Source organism: Virgibacillus litoralis (genome assembly GCF_017873675.1).
Taxonomy (GTDB): Bacteria; Bacillota; Bacilli; order Bacillales; family Amphibacillaceae; genus Lentibacillus; species Lentibacillus litoralis.
The window spans coordinates 1-19,010 of sequence record NZ_JAGGKK010000020.1; the positions used below are offsets into that span (position 1 = coordinate 1).

Annotated in this window: 35 protein-coding genes; 30 read left to right on the forward strand and 5 right to left on the reverse strand. The window is 34.6% G+C overall.

Going from position 1 to position 19,010, the window contains the following annotated elements; genetic code table 11:
* Positions 1-443: 443 nt before the first annotated feature.
* The 4 genes from J2Z82_RS15565 to J2Z82_RS15580 all read right to left on the reverse strand — a co-directional run bounded on the left by J2Z82_RS15565 (position 444) and on the right by J2Z82_RS15580 (position 3,601).
* Positions 444-1,673 carry a tyrosine-type recombinase/integrase gene (locus J2Z82_RS15565; RefSeq protein ID WP_209481713.1) on the reverse strand — a complete coding sequence of 410 codons (1,230 nt, stop codon included), beginning with the start codon at positions 1,671-1,673 and terminating at the stop codon, positions 444-446.
* 92 nt (positions 1,674-1,765) lie between these two features.
* The gene (locus J2Z82_RS15570; RefSeq protein ID WP_245251748.1) at positions 1,766-2,269 is read right to left on the reverse strand and encodes an ImmA/IrrE family metallo-endopeptidase; all 504 of its coding nucleotides are present in this window, start codon (positions 2,267-2,269) and stop codon (positions 1,766-1,768) included.
* Between the two features lie 97 nt (positions 2,270-2,366).
* Positions 2,367-3,071: a hypothetical protein gene (locus J2Z82_RS15575; protein WP_209481715.1), complete on the reverse strand. Its 705-nt coding sequence runs from the start codon at positions 3,069-3,071 to the stop codon at positions 2,367-2,369.
* Between the two features lie 119 nt (positions 3,072-3,190).
* Positions 3,191-3,601: a helix-turn-helix domain-containing protein gene (locus J2Z82_RS15580; RefSeq protein ID WP_209481717.1), complete on the reverse strand. Its 411-nt coding sequence runs from the start codon at positions 3,599-3,601 to the stop codon at positions 3,191-3,193.
* Between the two features lie 159 nt (positions 3,602-3,760).
* Between J2Z82_RS15580 and J2Z82_RS15585 the strand changes: the two genes are divergently transcribed.
* The 27 genes from J2Z82_RS15585 (at position 3,761) to J2Z82_RS15715 (ending at position 16,745) form a co-directional block, all read left to right on the forward strand.
* Entirely contained in the window at positions 3,761-3,994 is a 234-nt protein-coding gene (locus tag J2Z82_RS15585; RefSeq protein ID WP_209481719.1) for a helix-turn-helix transcriptional regulator, read from the forward strand.
* The gene (locus J2Z82_RS15590; RefSeq protein ID WP_209481721.1) at positions 3,995-4,774 is read left to right on the forward strand and encodes an antA/AntB antirepressor family protein; all 780 of its coding nucleotides are present in this window, start codon (positions 3,995-3,997) and stop codon (positions 4,772-4,774) included.
* Entirely contained in the window at positions 4,775-4,963 is a 189-nt protein-coding gene (locus tag J2Z82_RS15595; RefSeq protein ID WP_209481723.1) for a helix-turn-helix domain-containing protein, read from the forward strand.
* 65 nt (positions 4,964-5,028) lie between these two features.
* Complete coding sequence (locus J2Z82_RS15600; RefSeq protein WP_209481725.1) at positions 5,029-5,544, forward strand: helix-turn-helix transcriptional regulator; 516 nt, start codon at positions 5,029-5,031, stop codon at positions 5,542-5,544.
* Positions 5,541-5,792 carry a hypothetical protein gene (locus J2Z82_RS15605; RefSeq protein WP_209481727.1) on the forward strand — a complete coding sequence of 84 codons (252 nt, stop codon included), beginning with the start codon at positions 5,541-5,543 and terminating at the stop codon, positions 5,790-5,792. The genes J2Z82_RS15600 and J2Z82_RS15605 overlap by 4 nt, the downstream gene beginning before the upstream one ends.
* A 104-nt stretch (positions 5,793-5,896) precedes the next feature.
* Positions 5,897-6,070, forward strand: a complete 174-nt coding sequence (locus J2Z82_RS15610) for a hypothetical protein (protein WP_209481728.1) — start codon at positions 5,897-5,899, stop codon at positions 6,068-6,070.
* A 448-nt stretch (positions 6,071-6,518) separates the two neighbouring features.
* On the forward strand, positions 6,519-6,914 hold the full coding sequence (locus tag J2Z82_RS15615; RefSeq protein ID WP_245251749.1) for a replication terminator protein: 396 nt from the start codon (positions 6,519-6,521) through the stop codon (positions 6,912-6,914).
* A gap of 221 nt (positions 6,915-7,135) precedes the next feature.
* Entirely contained in the window at positions 7,136-7,843 is a 708-nt protein-coding gene (locus J2Z82_RS15620) for a hypothetical protein (protein WP_209481730.1), read from the forward strand.
* Between the two features lie 32 nt (positions 7,844-7,875).
* Positions 7,876-8,046, forward strand: coding sequence for a hypothetical protein (locus J2Z82_RS15625; protein ID WP_209481732.1), 171 nt, complete (start codon positions 7,876-7,878; stop codon positions 8,044-8,046).
* Positions 8,047-8,070: 24 nt separating this feature from the next.
* Entirely contained in the window at positions 8,071-8,877 is an 807-nt protein-coding gene (locus J2Z82_RS15630; protein WP_209481734.1) for a chromosomal replication initiator DnaA, read from the forward strand.
* Entirely contained in the window at positions 8,874-9,152 is a 279-nt protein-coding gene (locus tag J2Z82_RS15635) for a replicative helicase loader/inhibitor (RefSeq protein WP_209481736.1), read from the forward strand. Before J2Z82_RS15630 ends, J2Z82_RS15635 begins: the two co-directional genes overlap by 4 nt.
* On the forward strand, positions 9,130-10,404 hold the full coding sequence (gene dnaB, locus J2Z82_RS15640) for a replicative DNA helicase (protein WP_209481738.1): 1,275 nt from the start codon (positions 9,130-9,132) through the stop codon (positions 10,402-10,404). The genes J2Z82_RS15635 and dnaB overlap by 23 nt, the downstream gene beginning before the upstream one ends.
* Complete coding sequence (locus J2Z82_RS15645; protein WP_209481740.1) at positions 10,394-10,600, forward strand: hypothetical protein; 207 nt, start codon at positions 10,394-10,396, stop codon at positions 10,598-10,600. Before dnaB ends, J2Z82_RS15645 begins: the two co-directional genes overlap by 11 nt.
* 23 nt (positions 10,601-10,623) lie before the next feature.
* On the forward strand, positions 10,624-10,797 hold the full coding sequence (locus J2Z82_RS15650; protein WP_209481742.1) for a hypothetical protein: 174 nt from the start codon (positions 10,624-10,626) through the stop codon (positions 10,795-10,797).
* The gene (locus tag J2Z82_RS15655; protein ID WP_209481744.1) at positions 10,798-12,057 is read left to right on the forward strand and encodes a DNA cytosine methyltransferase; all 1,260 of its coding nucleotides are present in this window, start codon (positions 10,798-10,800) and stop codon (positions 12,055-12,057) included.
* Positions 12,058-12,068: 11 nt separating this feature from the next.
* Complete coding sequence (locus J2Z82_RS15660; protein WP_209481746.1) at positions 12,069-12,314, forward strand: hypothetical protein; 246 nt, start codon at positions 12,069-12,071, stop codon at positions 12,312-12,314.
* On the forward strand, positions 12,307-12,513 hold the full coding sequence (locus tag J2Z82_RS15665) for a hypothetical protein (protein WP_209481748.1): 207 nt from the start codon (positions 12,307-12,309) through the stop codon (positions 12,511-12,513). The genes J2Z82_RS15660 and J2Z82_RS15665 overlap by 8 nt, the downstream gene beginning before the upstream one ends.
* A 65-nt stretch (positions 12,514-12,578) precedes the next feature.
* Positions 12,579-12,773: a DUF3954 domain-containing protein gene (locus J2Z82_RS15670; RefSeq protein WP_209481750.1), complete on the forward strand. Its 195-nt coding sequence runs from the start codon at positions 12,579-12,581 to the stop codon at positions 12,771-12,773.
* 40 nt (positions 12,774-12,813) lie between these two features.
* The gene (locus J2Z82_RS15675; protein ID WP_209481752.1) at positions 12,814-13,236 is read left to right on the forward strand and encodes a hypothetical protein; all 423 of its coding nucleotides are present in this window, start codon (positions 12,814-12,816) and stop codon (positions 13,234-13,236) included.
* 126 nt (positions 13,237-13,362) lie between these two features.
* On the forward strand, positions 13,363-13,542 hold the full coding sequence (locus tag J2Z82_RS15680) for a hypothetical protein (RefSeq protein WP_209481754.1): 180 nt from the start codon (positions 13,363-13,365) through the stop codon (positions 13,540-13,542).
* Positions 13,539-13,709: a hypothetical protein gene (locus tag J2Z82_RS15685; RefSeq protein WP_209481755.1), complete on the forward strand. Its 171-nt coding sequence runs from the start codon at positions 13,539-13,541 to the stop codon at positions 13,707-13,709. Before J2Z82_RS15680 ends, J2Z82_RS15685 begins: the two co-directional genes overlap by 4 nt.
* Complete coding sequence (locus J2Z82_RS15690; protein ID WP_209481757.1) at positions 13,706-13,849, forward strand: hypothetical protein; 144 nt, start codon at positions 13,706-13,708, stop codon at positions 13,847-13,849. Before J2Z82_RS15685 ends, J2Z82_RS15690 begins: the two co-directional genes overlap by 4 nt.
* Positions 13,850-13,852: 3 nt before the next feature.
* Positions 13,853-14,368, forward strand: a complete 516-nt coding sequence (locus J2Z82_RS15695; RefSeq protein WP_209481759.1) for an ArpU family phage packaging/lysis transcriptional regulator — start codon at positions 13,853-13,855, stop codon at positions 14,366-14,368.
* Entirely contained in the window at positions 14,365-14,907 is a 543-nt protein-coding gene (locus J2Z82_RS15700; RefSeq protein WP_209481760.1) for a site-specific integrase, read from the forward strand. The genes J2Z82_RS15695 and J2Z82_RS15700 overlap by 4 nt, the downstream gene beginning before the upstream one ends.
* Before the next feature lie 250 nt (positions 14,908-15,157).
* On the forward strand, positions 15,158-15,841 hold the full coding sequence (locus J2Z82_RS15705; protein ID WP_209481761.1) for a hypothetical protein: 684 nt from the start codon (positions 15,158-15,160) through the stop codon (positions 15,839-15,841).
* Between the two features lie 46 nt (positions 15,842-15,887).
* Positions 15,888-16,091: a hypothetical protein gene (locus J2Z82_RS15710; protein WP_209481762.1), complete on the forward strand. Its 204-nt coding sequence runs from the start codon at positions 15,888-15,890 to the stop codon at positions 16,089-16,091.
* A 231-nt stretch (positions 16,092-16,322) separates the two neighbouring features.
* Entirely contained in the window at positions 16,323-16,745 is a 423-nt protein-coding gene (locus J2Z82_RS15715) for a hypothetical protein (protein ID WP_209481763.1), read from the forward strand.
* A 14-nt stretch (positions 16,746-16,759) separates the two neighbouring features.
* Here J2Z82_RS15715 and J2Z82_RS15720 read toward each other — a convergent pair whose 3' ends face one another.
* Positions 16,760-16,975, reverse strand: coding sequence for a hypothetical protein (locus J2Z82_RS15720; protein WP_209481764.1), 216 nt, complete (start codon positions 16,973-16,975; stop codon positions 16,760-16,762).
* Positions 16,976-17,095: 120 nt separating this feature from the next.
* Between J2Z82_RS15720 and J2Z82_RS15725 the strand changes: the two genes are divergently transcribed.
* From J2Z82_RS15725 to J2Z82_RS15735, 3 genes are all read left to right on the forward strand, one after another.
* Positions 17,096-18,019, forward strand: coding sequence for a Kiwa anti-phage protein KwaB-like domain-containing protein (locus J2Z82_RS15725; RefSeq protein ID WP_209481765.1), 924 nt, complete (start codon positions 17,096-17,098; stop codon positions 18,017-18,019).
* Between the two features lie 20 nt (positions 18,020-18,039).
* Positions 18,040-18,570 carry a hypothetical protein gene (locus J2Z82_RS15730; protein WP_209481766.1) on the forward strand — a complete coding sequence of 177 codons (531 nt, stop codon included), beginning with the start codon at positions 18,040-18,042 and terminating at the stop codon, positions 18,568-18,570.
* Positions 18,571-18,660: 90 nt separating this feature from the next.
* Positions 18,661-18,981, forward strand: a complete 321-nt coding sequence (locus J2Z82_RS15735; protein ID WP_209481767.1) for a hypothetical protein — start codon at positions 18,661-18,663, stop codon at positions 18,979-18,981.
* Positions 18,982-19,010 lie beyond the last annotated feature (29 nt).

The following is a 19,010-nucleotide window of genomic DNA, read 5'->3' on the forward strand; positions in this document are numbered from 1 at the left end:
GTGGCTCTGATTTGGGTTTTTCTTTCTTAGTAAACAGTCTACCAAATTAACCCACGACTTTACGATTAAGGAGCCAGTTTTGTTCATAGTAGCTAATAGCAGAAAATCAGCCGAATTTGAGGTGAAAATGACAAATAGCGGAATGAGGATTCACCCCCCTGCTTAAAAGAGGGGTTTTAAAGGGAATAACGGAATGAGGATCCGTCAAGTCAGTTAACTGGATTATCATTCCGTTAAAAAATGGGTTCCTCAACAATAGGGACGAAATGTATGCTAATTACTTTTGATGAAACAGATTGCTTTTCAAATGAATAGAATAATATTATAATAAATGATAATTATATATCGATTCCATCTTCGGGGCAGGGTGATTTCTTTCACCTTTGCCCAGTTTTGATGTAGACAATAAATACTGATATATCAACGTTATTTGTTTTCATTACTCAATCAAAATCTGTACTTGTTGACGAATTGTTGACCAAATGTTTTGGGTTGAACTTTTCGAACCTTTCAGCTGTCGATTTGCTTGCCCTTTTCGAGACATGGCCATAAATGTCTGTTGTGATTTTTGAACTTGAATGGCCAGCTCTATTTTGGACATTTAACAAACTTTCTCCATCCTCAAGAAGATAAGTTACCATTGTATGTCTTAAATCGTGAAGTCTTATATTTTTAAGTCCATGTCGTTTTTTTATATTGGTCCATGTTTTATTTACTGTACTAGGGATATAAGGTATTCCAAAACCTTTATGGAACAAAAAAGTATTTGAACCACCTTTCCACCAATCCCCGCAATCCTTTTTTTCTTGGTACCATTTCTTTTTATATTGACCCATTTCTTCCATGTACCAACCAGGCATAGATATCCTTCTAATAATCTCGTTCGTTTTGGTATTTTTTATATGTGGTTCTCCATTTTCAAAAAAAGGTATGCTTTTCTTTAATAGTATTTCATTCTCCTCAAAGTCATAATCAGTCCATTCCAAAGCCAGCACTTCACCTCGTCGCATTCCAGCTATCGCAGAAGTTAAAAAGAACATACGCCAGTTAACCGGTTCTTTGTATAGAGCTAAGATGAACTTGATAACATCATCCATTTCATAATAATTCATTTCTTTTTTCTTGATTTTAGGACGTTTCAGACCATCCATTGGACTTTTCTTAATGAGCTGCCATTCTACAGCCTTATTTAATACCACTCTTAGAGTCTTATCTATCTCATAAATGGTGGCACCAGATAAAGGTTCTTCCCTTTTGCTAGCCGCTGCTCCAGGTTGAGAAACCTCACTCATGAAATTAACTACATGAATAGGTTTTATCTGATCAAGCCTTTTACTTCCAAAGTAGGGAAGTATATAATTATTTAATTTCTCATTATAATTCTGAAGCGTTCTAGCCGCATAATTGTTTTTAGCAAACTTATTACGCCAATCACTTATATAATCGCTGAATTTCCTTTTTTCGGGTGATATGTATTCACCTGATTCCACTTCTGCCTGGAACTTATATAGTTCACTTTCGATGTAATTTTCTAATCTCTTCTTGGTTCGCAGCAACGCCTTATCCTTTACCTGAAGCGTCCTGGTTTTCTTTTTTCGAATCCCTTTTCCGTCATAACCTAATTCGACTACAAGTAAAAATGAGTTTTCGCCTCTTCTTTGGTAACTTCCCACTATCATCACCTCTTGTTAAGCATAAAATTAAATTGTGTAGTTAAACCGTTTCAAAGTAATACAAATTAATGAGAATGTATGTTCGGTTATGGTTAAAAAAAATAATGATTGCGTTCAGCTACCATGAAACTGTTTGTCATAATATTTCTCTGAATATGTTCAATTCTTTTCTGACACAATTGCTCTGTCACATCAAAGTCAAATGCCAAATCATGTATTAAATAAGGGTTTTCAAAGTCATAATCTACTAACATGAAATAAGGCATTGTTGCATACATCGTAAAATGCCTGGCATCCCATTCCTGTAATTCACGGAATGCAGCTGGCATCATCGTTTGATGACCAACATGCCTTAGTATATGACACAGTTCATGGAAAAATTGTTCACGTTGCTCTTCTGGACTACACCTTGCATCCAGGACAATTGCTTTATACCGACCATGTATATCGTACCTGGCTGGCATTTCCCTAAAATTAATAAAAATATTGTGGATCATTGCTATTCGTTCAATACTAATATCACTAGCTGATTGAATTCGAGATTTTATGTATCTTTGTGAAATCCAATCTTCTAAAGCGGTAGCTGTATAAACCAATTTATCACCATCCTATCAATTTATTGCAAACATATGTTCTATTCAATTGTATAATAAAGGGTGTACAAATTAATGCACACCATATTTTATAGGTTTATCAAAAAGTTAGTTCAATCTCTTTGCCTTCAGATATTGTTTCGTAAGAGGCGGAATCATAACTATCACCAAATATTAATTTCAAATTATTAATATCCGGATTTTGTAAGATAACACTATCAACACCTTCTTTGATTACTTGACCAAAAAATTCATTTGAAGTATCGGTATCATCTGTTACAAAATCCTTTTCCGCCAGGTTTATTTGTTCCTTTTTATCTGTCACTATAGTATTTAAACCTTTCCAACCGACATTTTTATCTTCCATATTTTCAACTGAATAGTCTAGTTGTAGATAGGTAGCTTCCTTACCGATTTGCTCTCCAGCATAATATTCCATATCCATTCTGAAGGAATCCGACATATTTTTTAATTTTATTAACTTTGCATCTTTTAAATTAATAGTTAATGGAGATACTTTTATTGTTTCATTAAGTGTTTTCATTTTAACTAGCTCGACAGTGTAACCATTTTCTTGGATAGTTTGTCCAGGTTCTGTCAGTTTTTTAGGTTCATTTGAATTTGATTTTTCAGACGATGCCGTTTCTTCTAAATCGGAAGACGTTTGTTTGGTATTCTCATTCGTAGTCTCTGTGGCTTCGTCCTTTTTCGGTTCATCCGTATTATTTCCTTCGGCCTGTCCATCAGAATTGCAAGCAGTTAAAACTAATGTTAAAAAAAGTATAGCAATCCATTTCAATTTCATATTTTATATCTCCTTCTGTCTTAAATTATCAATAAAAAAAACACACTATTACAAGATTTGGTGTGCGATAAAGTTATGTTAGTTAAAATTTAATTTAATATTACTATAATTATATTTAATTAACTTTTTTTAAAAGAATCTTGATCGAGATTCTTTTTTTGTGCCTTTTCCGTGATGTATTCAAAGTAATTCTCTAATTCTTTAATTTCCTCTGGTCCCATGTTTTTCCACTTTTCGACATCAAAGAATCCGGATTGATCTATTCCAAATTCTTTAATAAGGCGGTTGATTTCGGATAGGGAGTCGAATTCTTCATTCTCAGATTCATTTATTTTTTCAGTTCTACCTAAAAGGTAGTCTGTGGTTGTATGTAGTACATCTGCAATGTCTTTTAGAACATCATTTGATGGAGTACTGTAGTCGTTCTCATAATTACTTATAGTACTTTTTGTGGCATTTATTTTATTACCTAAACCCTCTTGTGAATATCCTCTTAGTTTTCTAAGGTATTTTAATCTTTTTGGAAACATAGTTATCCCCCTAATCCTCGGTACAAGTACATTGTACTCTATTAATAAGAATAATAAAATAAAAGTATGAAAATCTTGTACAAAACTATTGACATTCAAGTTTCTTGTACTTATAATGAATTCAAGGTTCAAGTTACTCATACCTTCGGAGGTGATTGCATGAAAAACATGAGACTGATTGAAGCTCGGAAACGAAAACACTTAAATCAGACACAGTTGGCGGAAATGCTTGGATTCAAAGGGAAACAATCAGTCGCCAATTGGGAAAATGGTCACTCAACACCTACTTTAGTAACAGCTATAGAAATAGCAAAGACTCTAGATAAAGAAGTTGAGTTTTTATTTGGTAAAAAAGTACAAGAAACTCAAACTAATGGCGCGGAGGTGATCTAGTTGCAATTAAAAACAATTGCTAATGATTTATTGCCTGTATACGAAACATTAAAAGGTGAGAAAGTTGTTTTTGCCAGAGAACTACATGAAGCACTTTTTATCTTTACAAGATTTAATGACTGGATTCAACGCAATTTAATTTCAGTTGGTTTCACCGAGAATGTAGACTTTTACTCACTTTTGAGTAAAACATCTGGAAGGCCATCTCAAGACTATGTATTAACTTTGGATACAGCAAAGCACATTACTATGATCCAAAGAAATGAGGTCGGTATGAAAATCCGTCAATACTTCATCGATCTTGAAAAAAATAATCGCATGCAGCAACCAAACTCACAGGCAGAAATGATGTTGATGTTTGCAGAGCAATTCGTTAATCAAGAAAAGGAACTAAAACTACTTAAAGGTTCAGTTGATTATGCTAATGAGCGCATTGATAACGTGACAGACATTATTTCATTAAATCCAAAAGACTGGCGCTCGGATGTAAATACACTCATTAATTCAATAGCATTCAAACTTGGCAAGGATAAGTCCTATCAAGATGTCCGAAAAGAAAGCTATCAATTGTTAGAAGATCGCGGAAAGTGTGATTTGAGTCGCCGGTTGCAAAATCTTAAACGAAACATGGCGTTTGAAGGCGCATCGAAATCTAGAATTGAAAAAACGAACAAAATGGATGTTATTGAACATGATAAGCGGCTAACAGAAATTTATCTTGCCATCATAAAAGACATGGCCATTAAATACCAAATATCTATACAAGGAAAGGTGATCTAAATGGAACGATTCACAGTACAGCAAGCATCACAATATTTAGGCATACACCGCGATACCATTTACACCATGGTTCGGCAAAAAGAAATACCGCATTTCAGGTTACGTCGCAGAATCATGTTTTCTAAAGAAGCAATTGATTCATGGATCCGTGAACAAGAATCCGAAAGCGTCCAAGTTAGTAGCTTATAAATTTACCATACTATCAATTTATGTATTTATGTTTTATTAAATTACTACAAAAGGAGAATTGAATAATGAAAGCAGGAAAAGTCCTGAAAGATATGAGGGGAAGAAAGGGGCTTTCACAAGAGAATTTAGCAAACGATTTATACATCAGTCAGCAGCTCGTTTCGAAATTGGAAGGTAATGAAAGGGATTTAACAAAGGATTTAGCAAAAAGCAGTGTTACTTATTACGATGATGCAGAATATGGCTTTCACGTTGCAAGAGAAACAGCCGAGGATTACATAACACCACTGACCAATTCAGGGAAAGCGATTGAATGGCATCGATTAGCACTGGAGGAAGTATTCAAGCAAGAAGCTGTAGAAGCCATTGACCGCTTCAATGAGGTCAGCCTGATAAAACCACCACAGCATGCTGATGAAAGTGAATTGAAGCAAATAGAAGATAGCGCAAAAGAATTACTGGATGTTCAGGCAAGTATTAATTCATTTTTAACTTGTTTGGAACAGGAGTACTCCATATCAATTAAAGCTTGTATGAAAAATCGAATACCGACATGGAAAGCGCGGGGGTGGATCAAATGAATTTCGAAGAACACTTTCTAGAACAAGATATACCAATAGCGGAATTAGCATTTAAAAATATAGCAGGAAGCCTTGAATTAATTAATTCATATACAAATAAAAGTGATTTCATGAACGCCCAAAGAATGGCTCTTAGCCTAACAAAATCACTAACAGAATTAGACAAATTAGCTTATAAGAAGCGAGCTGGGAATCGCATGTATTTACATCATTTATTGAATCAGCCACAAAGGTGGTATCCGATGTGAGTAAGCAAGGTTATAAGTATTTTCATGCTATAGCAGGCATTGCAGCTGTAATATTCTTGTATATTTCGATGATTACAAGTGGTTGAGAGAAAGGAGTGAAATAAATGAACAAATGGACGGAAAGAGCTGAAGAATTTAAGGCATATATAGCAGAAACAGAAGAATGGATTAAGTCTAACTGGGGAGACCTTCCAGAAGGAGTTCGACGTGTTCTTATCAGAGGACGAAACAACTTGGAGGAAAAAATTGAGACTTATGAAGAATATGCAAAAAAATAACCCACTGCGCAAACAGTGAGTCATAACTTAATCGATAATTATATATTAGCACAAAAGGAATGGGCACGCTAGTCCTTCCTTAGTGAGTAGGAGCAGGAATTTCATCCCCCACTCCGTTAATTGACTGCTGTTCCTACTTACTAAGGTGCGACTAGCACTACAATAGCGCGTCGTTAGTCACCGCTGTTAAAGCCATAGAAAGGAGGGTTGATTATAAATTACACAACTTGTGAGGAGTGCGGACAGATGGAGAAGTGGAAATTATGGTATCCAAAACCGCAAATCAGGTATGAGAGCCATTGTGAGAACTGTGGTACTGGAGTAATCGAGCATGACGATTGAAAGGAAGGCACAAAAAAAGACCCATTACAGTGGGTCGAGTAGAGTTGTATGAATCATTCACATAATTATACATCCAGTATTCAAATTTGACAATAGGAGGGAAATAATGGAGCACATGATTGATTTAAACAAACTTGCTGATGGTGCATTAGCGGAAAAAGTAAACACGGAATTAGAAAGGGTTCTTGAAAACATCGCTGACCCAAATACGGAACCACATAAAAACAGAACCATTACAGTTTCTATCAACATTCACGGCGATGAAACAAGGGAAATATTGAACACTGCTGTTCAAACAAAGGTTAAGCTGCAGCCATCGAAAGAAGTGCAAACAAAAATTATGATGGGCGCTGATGAAAAGGGCAATTTTGTTGGGAAAGAACTTAGGTCCGGTGTCAAAGGGCAATTGTTTCTGGACAATGAAGGCGATGTTTCCAAAGACGATGGCGAGAAGGTTGAGCAAGAGGAGAAAGTGCTTAATTTTAGGGAGCAACGGAAATAATTCCTTAGACAAATTGCGAAAGAGATGAGAAATGTGAACCTAAATCGGTTTGAGTGTGAAAATGGTCATATATTTTTTATTAGCATTAATGAAACTTCCAATAAAAGGAGGTGCCCGTGTTGCAAAAGTAAAGGATTGAGGATGTCAGCAAGAATATTTGTTATTCGTTAGTTGTTAATACACATATACAAAAACAAATTAATAATTGGAGGAATACCCAAATGATTAAAGAAGCTATTCAGTACGTTGTAGGGTTAGGAAAAGCAGAAATTCATGATAGAAATGGTCAAGATTACTCGGACAAGCCATTACATCTTTTAAAAGAACCGACCGCAAGTGCACTGGAAGTAAATACTTTGTCCGGGGTAGTTGATTATTTAAAATCCGAATTTGATGGAAGCGGTCACGCAATTGTCCATGTAGAAAGTCCAACAAGCGTACTTGTGCAATCACAATTAAACGGTGATGAAAACAGAAGTGAATGGATCCTTGCTAAAGCAATGACACCGACATTTCATTTTGATCGTTTCTATGATACCGAATCATTCAACATTAAGCTGCAGTCCACTTTTGTAAAAAGTGAAGATCGTGACATCATGCTTAAAATAGTTGGAAACATCCAAGAGGAAAACGTTCATACGCATGGTGATGATGGTGTATCTCAAAAAGTGGTTGCTAGAACAGGTGTTGCAAATGTTGGAAATGTGGAAGTACCAAATCCTGTAAACATAGCACCGTATCGTACATTCACAGAAGTTGAACAACCACAAAGTGATTTTGTTTTCCGTATGAAATCTGGTCCAGAATGTGCATTATTTGAGGCTGATGGTGGAGCTTGGAAGCTAGAAGCAATCTCAAACATTGCAGTATACCTTGGTGTTGAACTTAAGAAAGAGATTGAATCTGGAAGAATTACAATTATTGCCTAACAAATACTGATGCAATAGAAGGGGGATAACGAATGCTAGTACCTTTTAGAGTATTGTTGCCTAAATGGGTTTATGACAAAGCTGAAAACCAACAAGAAATACATAATAAAGCTTTAGAGTATATGCAGCGTTATCCTCATTACACCGTTACTAATATTAAAAATGGCTTTGCAATTTGTGAACGAATTGAACTAAAAAAATAAATGTTCAAATACGGAGGTCTGTAAATGGCTAAATTTAGAATGGTGCATACCGATTTTTGGAATGATCCAAAAGTAGTTGAGGAAATGACACCAGAAGATAAATTCTTTTTCCTTTATCTCTTAACCAACTCAAGCACAACGCAAATAGGTATCTATCAAATCACCAAAAAGCAAATGGCCTTTGACACTGGGTATTCGATAGAAAGTATTAACTCATTACTGGACAGATTTATTAGACACCATGGGATTGTTGCTTATAACTCCGATACTAGAGAAATAGCTTTAAAGAATTGGGGAAGATATAACTTTAATCGTGGCGGTAAACCAATTTTGGATTGTGTAACTGCAGAACTTAAAGATGTAAAAGACAGAAACTTAATTAAATATGTTGGGGAAAGCGTTGAACGCAAGGAAGTCAAGGTTTTATACGATACGTACCACGATACGCCCACGATAAGTGGACAAGAAGAAGAAAAAGAAGAAGAAGAAGAAGAAGAAGAAGAAGAATATACTGTCCGTGATCTGTTCGATCACTATATATCTAAAAATATTATTCAACACAGTAAAATGACAAACCCTATCAAATCATCGATAAGAGCTAGATTAAGAGATTACACTTATGAACAGCTTATACAGGTTATTGATAACTACAGTAAAGTTTATTTTGGTGATAACTACTGGTTCACTCACAAGTACACATTAGCAGATCTAATGCGCGACAAGGATGTTCGAAAGTTCATCGATGAGGCGGAACCTTTGAAAAATTTTGCTAAACATGTACATGCAAATGGCACTAAGGCAAAAAGTAAGGAGGCATTCGACTTATCATGAACAGAGAAAAAGTTTTTGAAGTTCTGAGATTATTAGCTGATGCATATCCGAGTTTTAGTATTGACCAAATCAAAATTGATACCTGGGCAAGGTTGTTAAAAGACCAGAATCCAGCAGTAATCATGAGAAATGCAGAACGATATGCATTAGAAAATAAGTTTCCACCAAGTTTATCGGATTTACGTGAGGTCAAAAAAGAAGCGCGTTCCAAAGATTTTTTAAGAAAGCGCAGGGAATGGGAGAGTGCTGCAGTTGGATACAAACCAAGAAGCTGAATACGCATTGTTAGGTTGCATCCTAACAAAAGGCGATCTCATAAAAGAACTAACACTTGAAGCTAAGCACTTTTCACCAACGAATCAAATTTTATTTAAAACATTTAGAGAAATTGAACAAAAGAATGAGCCAATTGATATTGCTACAGTTGTTATGAATCTAGGTTCAGCTAATTTATCTAAAATTGGCGGGAAATCTTATTTATCTAAGCTTATGAATAGTGTTGCAAGTCTTGAACCATTTAAGACTTATGAAAAATACATTATTGATGCCTGGAAGATACGTGAGGCAAGAAAGATACAAGAAAAAGAGATTCACAGTATAGACGGCTTATCCAAAGTTATGAACGAGTATTCTGAATTAGAACTTGAAAATAACGACAATGATTATAATCACTCGGAATCATTACAAAAGCTTTATCAAAAAATCGAAAAGCAGGAACCTGGACTTAGTGGTATTGATACCGGATTTAAAGATTTGAATAGCATGCTAGATGGCTTTCAGAAAGAAGATTTAATTATATCAGCTGCAAGACCAAGTGTTGGTAAGACTGCAAAAATGTTGAATCATGCTGCAGCACACTGTAAGAACGGTGGAATAACAGCAATATTTTCACTGGAAATGGGTGAGGAATTACTGAATAAGCGAATGATATCAGCCATTGGCCGTATTGATGGCTATAAAATGAAAAACCCAAAACAGTACTTTGATTCTCATGATTGGAGTAATTTCACTTATGCCATGGGCGAACTAGACAACATGAACATACATATTTTCGATAAATCAGGTCAAACAATCCCAGATATTCGTTCAAAAGTTAAAAAATTAAAAAGACAATATCCTGATGTACCTATGCTAGTGCAAATTGATTATCTGCAGTTGATTAGATCTCCAATACGTTCGGAAAACAAGAATATTGAAGTTAGTGAAATTACAAGAAGTTTAAAAGAAATGGCCAAGGATTTAGGTGTCCCTGTTTACCTCTTATCTCAACTATCTAGAGAAGTAGAAAAGAGACAAGATAAACGCCCTATAATGTCGGATATACGAGACAGTGGAAGCATAGAGCAAGATGCAGATGTCATTGAATTCTTATACAGGGATGATTATTATTACGCTGATTCTGAAAAGCAAAACATTATCGAGGTAATAATTGCTAAGCAGCGTAATGGTCCAATCGGTACAGTCGAATTGGCTTTTGTAAAAGAGTATAACCAGTTTCTTAATTTGGATGTACGCCATGGATCTTAGAGAAGTTTATACTGAATCGATTGCTGAAAGCCATGAATCCTTATCCTTGCTAATTGAATTTCTAGTATTAGAAATGAAGGTACTGTCATTTGATGATGATCAAAGAGAATTGGATTTATATTTTAAGCCAAATAACAAAGTGAAGATGAATAAATTGCTGTTGGAATACCGGACGAAGATAGGCGAGTCAGCTTAAAAAAATAAAAGGTTGTGAATGGGGTGGGAATAGCAGATGTACATGAAAAGACAATGAAAGAGGACATCATAGAGCAACTTCACGAGTTAAATTACACCAAAACAGATGGCAAGTCATACGGAGAATTGAAACACAAATTAGCGGTGATTAAGGCTATGGAAATCGATGTTAGCAAGACAGAAAATGAGTGGTTTTGATTGAAAAGACAACTTAATATATTCAGAGAAATTATAGTAGATAATTTTGCTGGAGGTGGCGGTGCATCAACTGGAATAGAATTAGCGACTGGCTTAAATGTAGATGTAGCTATTAATCATGATCCATCTGCAATAGCCATGCACAAGGCAAATCATCCAGATACAGAACATTATTGTGAATCCGTCTGGGATATTGACCCAAGAGAAGTAGTGAAAGGTCGCAAGGTTGGATTATGTTGGTTATCTCCTGACTGCAAGCATTTTAGTAAAGCTAAAGGTGGTAAGCCAGTTAATAAAACGATTAGAGGCTTAGCATGGATTGCACACAGATGGGCAGCTACTGTAAGGCCAAGAGTTATTATTCTTGAAAATGTTGAGGAATTTAAGACCTGGGGACCGTTGAAAGATGATAAACCAGATCCAGAACGAAAAGGGGATACATTCAAATCATTTGTAAGGCAGTTTAGGGATAAAGGTTATGAAATTGACTGGAAGGAATTAAAGGCTTGTGATTACGGGGCACCAACTACTAGGAAACGATTGTTCTTGATTGCTAGGTGTGATGGTGAACCGATAACATTTCCAGAATCAACTCATGCAGAACCAAATGATTTAAATGTTCAACTTGGACTAAAGAAATCATACAGAACAGCAGGAGAAGTTATTGACTGGAACATTCCTGCACCAAGTGTTTATACAAGAAAAATACCGTTGAAAGAAAACACAATGATCAGGATTAATCGTGGATTACAAAAGTACGTTATCGAATCAGATAGACCTTATGTAATTAATGACAAAGCCTTTTTCATTCAACACTACTATACTCATCAGGGAAAAGAAACAAGGGCAAGTGGGTTAGATGAACCGATAGCAACCATACCCACAGCAAATAGGTTTGGATTAGTGACCGCCTTCTTAATCAAATATTATGGTCAAGGTATTGGCCAAACACTGAATGAGCCGTTACACACGATACCAACAAAAGACAGATTCGGCTTAGTTACTGTCAAAGGTCAAGATTACCGTATTGCTGATATTGGAATGAGAATGTTGCAGCCACATGAATTGTTTAAAGCACAAGGCTTTCCAAATGAGTACATCATTGATCGAGACTATAAAGGCAATAAATATCCGAAAACACAGCAAGTCGCACGTTGCGGTAATTCAGTTCCACCACCATTTGCTGAAGCATTAGTTAGAGCGAATTTACCAAAAATGTGTGTGAATGAATACGAATATAAAACTGCTGTAAGTAATTAGGAGGCAAATCAATGGATTACAACAACCTAGCTGAACACCAATTACTGAGAATATCAAAGCGTTCTAACGTGCATAATCAGGAACTTAATCGAGTTTGGTATTCCCGGCATGGAATGAATTTCCCGTATGAACTGAAAAAAGGTCAGATAATCAATCGGTTAACAGATGTAGCTGTTAATGATGATGAATGCGACAAAATGATATTAAAACAGGCTGAGAGATTAAGAGAAAAGAGGAGGAATAAAACAAATGAATGATATAACCGAAAAACAACGTGAGCGAGCTGTCAATGATCGTATAGAAGATTTAAAAAATAATCTTTATCGATTAGGTATTACTCATACTAGTGACGGTAGAGATATTGAGAAAGTAAGCTTGTATACTTTGGAATACACTCACATTAATGCTAAGTGCCGGCAAGCTGTAGAATTCGGAGAGGAAGAGCCGAACAAATAAAAAAGCCAAGAGGCGAGCTCTCGACTTATTTCCTATAAATCTATTATAACATGGGGGCTTGCATAATGTTGGCAAATGTTGAAAAAATGACCGTGGAAGTTGATTTGAAAGAAGATGCATTGTACGTGATAAAAAACGGGCACCTCACTAAAGTAACAGCAAAAGATCATGGTCAAGACGTAATTATTTGGAAAAATGGGCAAGTGTTAGATATTGATCGTAGTCAAAGATTGAGAATAGAGGGGCAAGAGTTTATCTAATGGGCAGATAAAAGTGCGAAGTATGAAAGGAGAAGTTAAATTGAATAAAAATCAAATTGGAGATATGGAACATGCTCTAAAAAATGGAAATAGGTTTTATACGGAAGCGAATGACAATGGTTGGAACGATTTAGTTGAAACGGGATTTGCTACTAAGGGTCCAGGATGGGAAAGTGACATGGCTTATTTTAGAGTTACTAACGAGGGAAAAGAAGCCCTGAAGCTAACTGATTATCAAGTCGGTAAACTAAAACATTGTTTTGGTTTGGATTATTCAAGAAAACCATATAGAAATTATTATCATTGTAATCAAACCAATGATGAATGGGAAGATTTATGTGCTAAGGGATATGCAAATAAGCAAATAAAGGGTGAAAAGGAGATTATCTATTTTGGCACTCTTAAAGGTCTTAGGGAAGTATTTAGAAGAAATATAAGTGCAAGGTATTTTGAAGCTATTTAGTTCATAATCCGACTATATAGTGAAACAACTGAATAAATAAGTCCTTACGGAAGAACCGACGGACACAGATTGAGAGCAAATGCTCTTAGTTTGTGTCCTTTTTTAATCATAAAAAGGAGGGATCACATGTTCATTTTATCCTTGTATTTAATAATTGGTGTTGTGATATGTGCTACACAAAAGACTCCAGAAGAATATGCAGAAGACAAATCAACCGAGACTTATTTCATGTTTTTATTATTATTTTTATTCATATGTTGGCCGGTAGTCGTTATTTGGCGGTTAGGAAGGAGAGTTCGTTTATGAAATTAGCATTCACATACATTATAGCTACATTAACAATAGCGAGCGTACTAGTAATCATTTCTCATTCAATTTCACTTTTACTGCAGCTGGAAATAACGTTTATCTTATCCAATATAGCGTTATTAGCTATTGCTGCATTAATCGTTCATGGGGTTATGAATAAATGAAAATGACCTATCGAATGAAATGGACTGTAAATAACTATAGACGAGACAAACGAACAGGTGTGGTCAATCCAATCAAAAGAAGTGAGTACATGAAACAGTTATTTAAAGAGGCTGAGCAAGCGACAAAAGAAAGGGTGTAGTTAATGCAAATGGAATTTAAATTACCTGAAATTGATCGCGAGGAAACACGTAGTGCAGTTGAATCATCATTAGAAAACTATCAGATGTATTTATTAATGGAACCAGAAGAACTACAACCTAAGATTACACAATCCTTTAGTCTTGTACCACCAACACCAAACAATCAATTTCATTCTTCAACTGAAGATATTGCTGTCAAAAAGATGGACCAGGAGAGAAAGCGAAAAAAATATATCAGGTGGATCCAGAAGGCAGTTAATCGATTATCATATCAGGAAAGGTCCATCATCATAAATCGATATTTAAAAAGCGATGATGTGTACGATTATGAGGTTTACAATGAACTAGGATATAGTGAACGGAAATACTATCGATTGAAGGCTAGATCCTTCTATAAATTAGCCTTTATATTAAAGATTGAGGTATATCTTGTCACTTGTGAAGAATGTGGAGAGAAACATAGTCAGAATAAGGATTGCTGGAATTGTGGAGTGAATAAGGATGGTGAGGTTGAATGAACTTCGTCCAGCCTATTCGTGACCCAGAGGTCATAAGAGTAATGAAAAGGTTTCTAAAAGAGAAAAGCTATCGAGATTATATGTTATTTGTTACTGGTATTAACAGTGGGTTACGGATATCGGATATATTAGAGATTCGTGTCGTGGATACTAAGAAAGCGTATTTTAATTTAATAGAAATTAAAACAGGCAAGAAAAAACGAATCGAAATGACTCCTGGACTAAGGCGTGAATTCAAAGAGTATTGTGAAGGAAAAGAGGATCATGAGTATTTGTTTTTAAGTCGGGAGGGTATCAATAAACCAATCGGACGCAGTATGGCATACAAGATATTAAGAGAAGCAGCAGAGTATGTTAGTTTAGACGACATAGGCACACATACATTAAGAAAGACATTTGGCTATCATTTCTATAAAAAGTACGGGAATGTAGCTATGTTGCAGCAGATATTCAATCATGCTGATCAAGAAACAACACTTAGGTATATTGGAATAGATCAAGACGAAATGGATAAAGCCATGAAAGGATTTAAGATTTAAGCTCATCATTAATAAGATGGGCTTTTTATTTTTGCCATTTTACCTACATCAACAAGGCTTTTTCCTTATATGGTAACGGTTGTAGTAGAATTATAGACATATTTTCCAATATGAATTATCCATAAATAATAGATGTGTAACTCATTTTAGTAGATTGTGATAGAATTACATGTATCAAGGAGTTTAGGCGTTGCTTTAATTACACAGTATATAAGATATGTGTAACTCAATTAGTAAAGGAGCTGATAGTTTGAATGATGTAGCAAAGGCTATCAATGATTTTAGAAGAAGAATAAATGAAGTTAATCGTTTTCGGGACAATATACTGAGTAATCAGCACTTAATGGATGTAATAAAGAAGCAAAACGCAATAAGGAACAATAATACTATAGCAAAAGCGTTTGAATACAAACATATGCAGAATTGGGCCAACTATTTCCCGAACGCATCATTCAATCAGTATCTAAAACGTATTGATGCGATAACCACTATTAAGAAAAACCCAAAATTACTATCACAAAGTTTGTCGTATTCTAATGTAATCAATCGGATACTCCAAGACTTCAATACAGATATTCTTGATGAATATGATGAAGATCTATTAGATGATTCAGAGAGCGGTAGTTTTGATGATGGAGAGGACCTTGAGTATGACGTAAAACGTCCTGCTTTTTTTAACTTAGCTTTCAAAATAAATTATGTTATCTACACGACTGACGGTGAAGTTGAAAAAGGAAACATTGAAGGAGACGATAAAAGAAACTGGGAGAAATATGCTAAACCTGTTTTAAAAGTATTGTTCACTATATTTTTAGCTTGGGCATTTAGCAGCACACCAATTACCGATTCAAATATCTATGAGAGATTAGCTGATATTACGGAACACATAGATTTAATTGATATTGAAGACAATGAAGATAATAACGAAGATTAAGAGTAACTTTTCTTTAGGGGAGTGAACTAATATTAAGGTAAATGATATGGACAAGTACCAGGTAACTGAACGAATGAAAATGTTAAAGCGAATGCTCGAGGATCCAGAGGCTGAAATATTTGATGTTCCATCCGAAGTTTACAAAGAGGTATTAAATCCAACCTTTGATAATGATGGATTTATTCATAAATACTATCTAACTGACATTGTTAAGGACGTAATTGAAGCATTAATTGAAAAAGGAAAATAAAGTGGCAGACAAATGGCAGAATAAAAGCAGAGCATTTACATTTAAATAAGTTATTATGTTATTAATAGGAAATTACTTAAGGCACTCATCCAATCGGTGGGTGCTTTTTTTGTAAGATAAGCAGGGAACTTTAGTTTAATCGGTTAAGTGATAAGTAACTCAGCTATTGAGTTATTTTTTATTGTTAATAATCATAATAAATAGTGTAGATACTATTGGTGAGGTGATACAATGTGCTGGCACGGAACTCTTAAAAAAGTAGAAGTAATTAATACTGATCAATTACATAATTGTGTTCTTGTAGATGCATGTATTGCAAATGAGATTCAATTATTGAATGATAAGGGAGTTATAACATTAGGGTGTTGTTGTGGCCATGGGCAGGCAGGTCAAATTGTTAAATATGAAAATGCATTCGGCGAATGGAAAACTCATAGTGATGCACCCATGACTTTATTGAAAGAAGAAAGTGTTAGACTGTCTAAGGATTTAGGATATAAACCTTATCCATATTATTATGCAGACGGCGAACAAAATGGAGTTTGGCAAATGCAACTTAAAACGGGGTGTGTTACTTTGCAAGAATGCGAAGTGTGGAATAAACAAGATATTATTCCTTTTAATAAAGGTGATGTAAGAGCAGGAAGCTTGTAGCCTCCTGCATTGATCTAGTACCGAGAATTACCAATACAATGTGCACAATTGTCAAAGCCTTCACTTTTGGCTTGTGAATGAGTATCAGGTATGAATGTCTTTACGTGACTATCTTTAATTCGATTAATTTGACATGAGCTCTCTTCTTTGTCTAAATCGTGCACTTCATTAGTATTTGTGTTCCCGATATAACGATTTCCGTTAAACGGTGAATGATAACGTCTGGACATTTTCTCACCTCCTTTACTAGTCCTTTCGACACTTAAGTTGTAAATTCCTGTTAATTTGCAGGAATATTATATTATTTGTCGAAATAGTAATTAAAAGAAAAAAGGGGGAGGAATTTTTAAATGGAATTAACTGAGATTCGTACATTGTTAGAGACCTATGTAGAACCAGAAGGTCGACTATCAGTTTTATTTGTGACTAAGAATGGAACTAAATACACCTCATTTAAGCCAACAGTTTCAAATGATGTCCAAAAAGAAGTGGTAAAACTGTTTAAAGACAGTGTTCAGAGTAAAATAAATAGTGATTTGGCAAAAGTGCCTTTTAATCCCAGTGGACATGAAAACGATGAATTCTCGGAGTGTCAAATAGAGTATCTAGGTAATTACTCGGAAGTAATAAATTTGTTTGATGAACCTGGAACTGAAGAAATTGAACCAGATGATGTGAGCTTCTTAATATTTAGATTAAGAATAAATAAAGATCAAGACCCAACAAAGTATTTATATTTGTTTAGAAAAAACCATAAGTTAAAAAATATAAGAAAAGGCTTCTGGATGCGAAAGGTAAATGATACATTTAACATATTGGAAGGCAGTAAACTTATGGCAATTGATGGGTGGATAGATGCTATCTCTTTAGAGGATGAGGTTATCTTCTTCAACCATATCTCTGCGGAACGTATTTTTAACTTGAGGGAAAAATATAAAGAAAATGCTGAAGTTGGCCTTGAAGAGGTGCAAAGAGGAAATAAAATACAAAACTTTGACCAGTTTAGAGATGACTGCTTAGAGGATGCTCGAATAATAAGAAGGCTAACCAAGATACAGTCGAATCCACAAATAATAGAACTTTTTCATGCACACTTTTCTAATGCACCAGAAGTAGTGGAACTTTTTGATTTAAATATTGATTTTAACACCGATAAAACACAAATAGTGTACGCGGATAAAGATCAATTAACACACATAACAATGTTAATGAGAGACGCATACTATAGGACAGTTTTAGCAAATAGGAAAGGTGTCGACGACTTTAACGTATAATTTATAGGAGGTAATTATTGATGATAACAAATACATTCAAAACTTTATTGTTTATCTCGTCTTTTTTACCTCTTTATTTTATTTTAATGGTTAAATTTTATGATTTTGATAAACCCTTTAAGTGTAATTTAGTTGAAAATACTATACCATACTCTGTTCTTACGTTATTAATTGTGATATCAATTGTAACCTTTTTATACTTCTTATTTTGTGAACTAAATGAAGAGGAAGAATTTGAGGATATCGAAAATATAGATAGTGAAATATTATCATATTTTATTACTTACATTGTTCCCCTGACAACGTTAAAAGTAGACCAAATTAATGGAGTTTTAGTAAATATTTTATTATTTATAGTTATAGGGGTCTTTTACGTTAAGAGTAATATTTTCTATCTAAATATTTTATTTACATTTTCGAATTTTAATGTTTATACAGATAAAGACAAAAAAATAATAATATCTAAGAAAAAGGCTCAAAAAATTAATGAATTGGGACTTGTAAAGGTTCGTAAAGTAGGCGATAAAATATACATTATTAATAAAAAATAAGTTTTTAGTTTTTAGACATCTTAAAAGGAGGTGTCTTTTTTAATATCCCTCTTCTTTTGCCGATAGTATTATTAAAAGGAGAGTGAGACATTGAAGCGGATAGACATAAAAACCATACAATTTGAAGATGGAGACATTCTTCATTTTCACACTGGCCATATTCTAGTTATAGAAAGCGGCCTAAGAGAGGGCTGGAAAGTAGAATTACGATTCATTGTAGATGAAACACCATTGGCAAAAAGAGTTGAAGATACTGAAATGCCTACTATAACTATGACTAGCTTAGAAGATAATTCTTTTAAAGGTGTGGTAAGTATAAAGAATTTATCAGTCCTTCCAGGTGGGAGGTTTGCAACTCTCGAAGGTATCGGTAAGCTTGAAGGATATAAATCTTATATAGGTGATATCTAGACATCTCAAAAAGAGGTGTCTTTTTTATA

Excerpts from the sequence above, each read along its gene's own strand:
- J2Z82_RS15645 (WP_209481740.1), top strand. The coding sequence starts at position 10,394 with ATGGATCTTAGAGAAGTTTATACTGAATCGATTGCTGAAAGCCATGAA.
- J2Z82_RS15595 (WP_209481723.1), top strand. The coding sequence starts at position 4,775 with ATGGAACGATTCACAGTACAGCAAGCATCACAATATTTAGGCATACAC.
- J2Z82_RS15670 (WP_209481750.1), top strand. The coding sequence starts at position 12,579 with ATGTTGGCAAATGTTGAAAAAATGACCGTGGAAGTTGATTTGAAAGAA.
- J2Z82_RS15605 (WP_209481727.1), top strand. The coding sequence starts at position 5,541 with ATGAATTTCGAAGAACACTTTCTAGAACAAGATATACCAATAGCGGAA.
- J2Z82_RS15615 (WP_245251749.1), top strand. The coding sequence starts at position 6,519 with ATGGAGCACATGATTGATTTAAACAAACTTGCTGATGGTGCATTAGCG.
- J2Z82_RS15730 (WP_209481766.1), top strand. The coding sequence starts at position 18,040 with ATGATAACAAATACATTCAAAACTTTATTGTTTATCTCGTCTTTTTTA.
- J2Z82_RS15660 (WP_209481746.1), top strand. The coding sequence starts at position 12,069 with ATGGATTACAACAACCTAGCTGAACACCAATTACTGAGAATATCAAAG.
- J2Z82_RS15680 (WP_209481754.1), top strand. The coding sequence starts at position 13,363 with ATGTTCATTTTATCCTTGTATTTAATAATTGGTGTTGTGATATGTGCT.
- J2Z82_RS15630 (WP_209481734.1), top strand. The coding sequence starts at position 8,071 with ATGGCTAAATTTAGAATGGTGCATACCGATTTTTGGAATGATCCAAAA.
- J2Z82_RS15695 (WP_209481759.1), top strand. The coding sequence starts at position 13,853 with ATGCAAATGGAATTTAAATTACCTGAAATTGATCGCGAGGAAACACGT.
- J2Z82_RS15575 (WP_209481715.1), bottom strand. The coding sequence starts at position 3,071 with ATGAAATTGAAATGGATTGCTATACTTTTTTTAACATTAGTTTTAACT.
- J2Z82_RS15635 (WP_209481736.1), top strand. The coding sequence starts at position 8,874 with ATGAACAGAGAAAAAGTTTTTGAAGTTCTGAGATTATTAGCTGATGCA.
- J2Z82_RS15600 (WP_209481725.1), top strand. The coding sequence starts at position 5,029 with ATGAAAGCAGGAAAAGTCCTGAAAGATATGAGGGGAAGAAAGGGGCTT.
- J2Z82_RS15625 (WP_209481732.1), top strand. The coding sequence starts at position 7,876 with ATGCTAGTACCTTTTAGAGTATTGTTGCCTAAATGGGTTTATGACAAA.
- J2Z82_RS15665 (WP_209481748.1), top strand. The coding sequence starts at position 12,307 with ATGAATGATATAACCGAAAAACAACGTGAGCGAGCTGTCAATGATCGT.
- J2Z82_RS15690 (WP_209481757.1), top strand. The coding sequence starts at position 13,706 with ATGAAAATGACCTATCGAATGAAATGGACTGTAAATAACTATAGACGA.
- J2Z82_RS15685 (WP_209481755.1), top strand. The coding sequence starts at position 13,539 with ATGAAATTAGCATTCACATACATTATAGCTACATTAACAATAGCGAGC.
- J2Z82_RS15610 (WP_209481728.1), top strand. The coding sequence starts at position 5,897 with ATGAACAAATGGACGGAAAGAGCTGAAGAATTTAAGGCATATATAGCA.
- J2Z82_RS15580 (WP_209481717.1), bottom strand. The coding sequence starts at position 3,601 with ATGTTTCCAAAAAGATTAAAATACCTTAGAAAACTAAGAGGATATTCA.
- J2Z82_RS15725 (WP_209481765.1), top strand. The coding sequence starts at position 17,096 with ATGGAATTAACTGAGATTCGTACATTGTTAGAGACCTATGTAGAACCA.
- J2Z82_RS15585 (WP_209481719.1), top strand. The coding sequence starts at position 3,761 with ATGAAAAACATGAGACTGATTGAAGCTCGGAAACGAAAACACTTAAAT.
- J2Z82_RS15620 (WP_209481730.1), top strand. The coding sequence starts at position 7,136 with ATGATTAAAGAAGCTATTCAGTACGTTGTAGGGTTAGGAAAAGCAGAA.
- J2Z82_RS15700 (WP_209481760.1), top strand. The coding sequence starts at position 14,365 with ATGAACTTCGTCCAGCCTATTCGTGACCCAGAGGTCATAAGAGTAATG.
- J2Z82_RS15710 (WP_209481762.1), top strand. The coding sequence starts at position 15,888 with ATGGACAAGTACCAGGTAACTGAACGAATGAAAATGTTAAAGCGAATG.
- J2Z82_RS15720 (WP_209481764.1), bottom strand. The coding sequence starts at position 16,975 with ATGTCCAGACGTTATCATTCACCGTTTAACGGAAATCGTTATATCGGG.
- J2Z82_RS15715 (WP_209481763.1), top strand. The coding sequence starts at position 16,323 with ATGTGCTGGCACGGAACTCTTAAAAAAGTAGAAGTAATTAATACTGAT.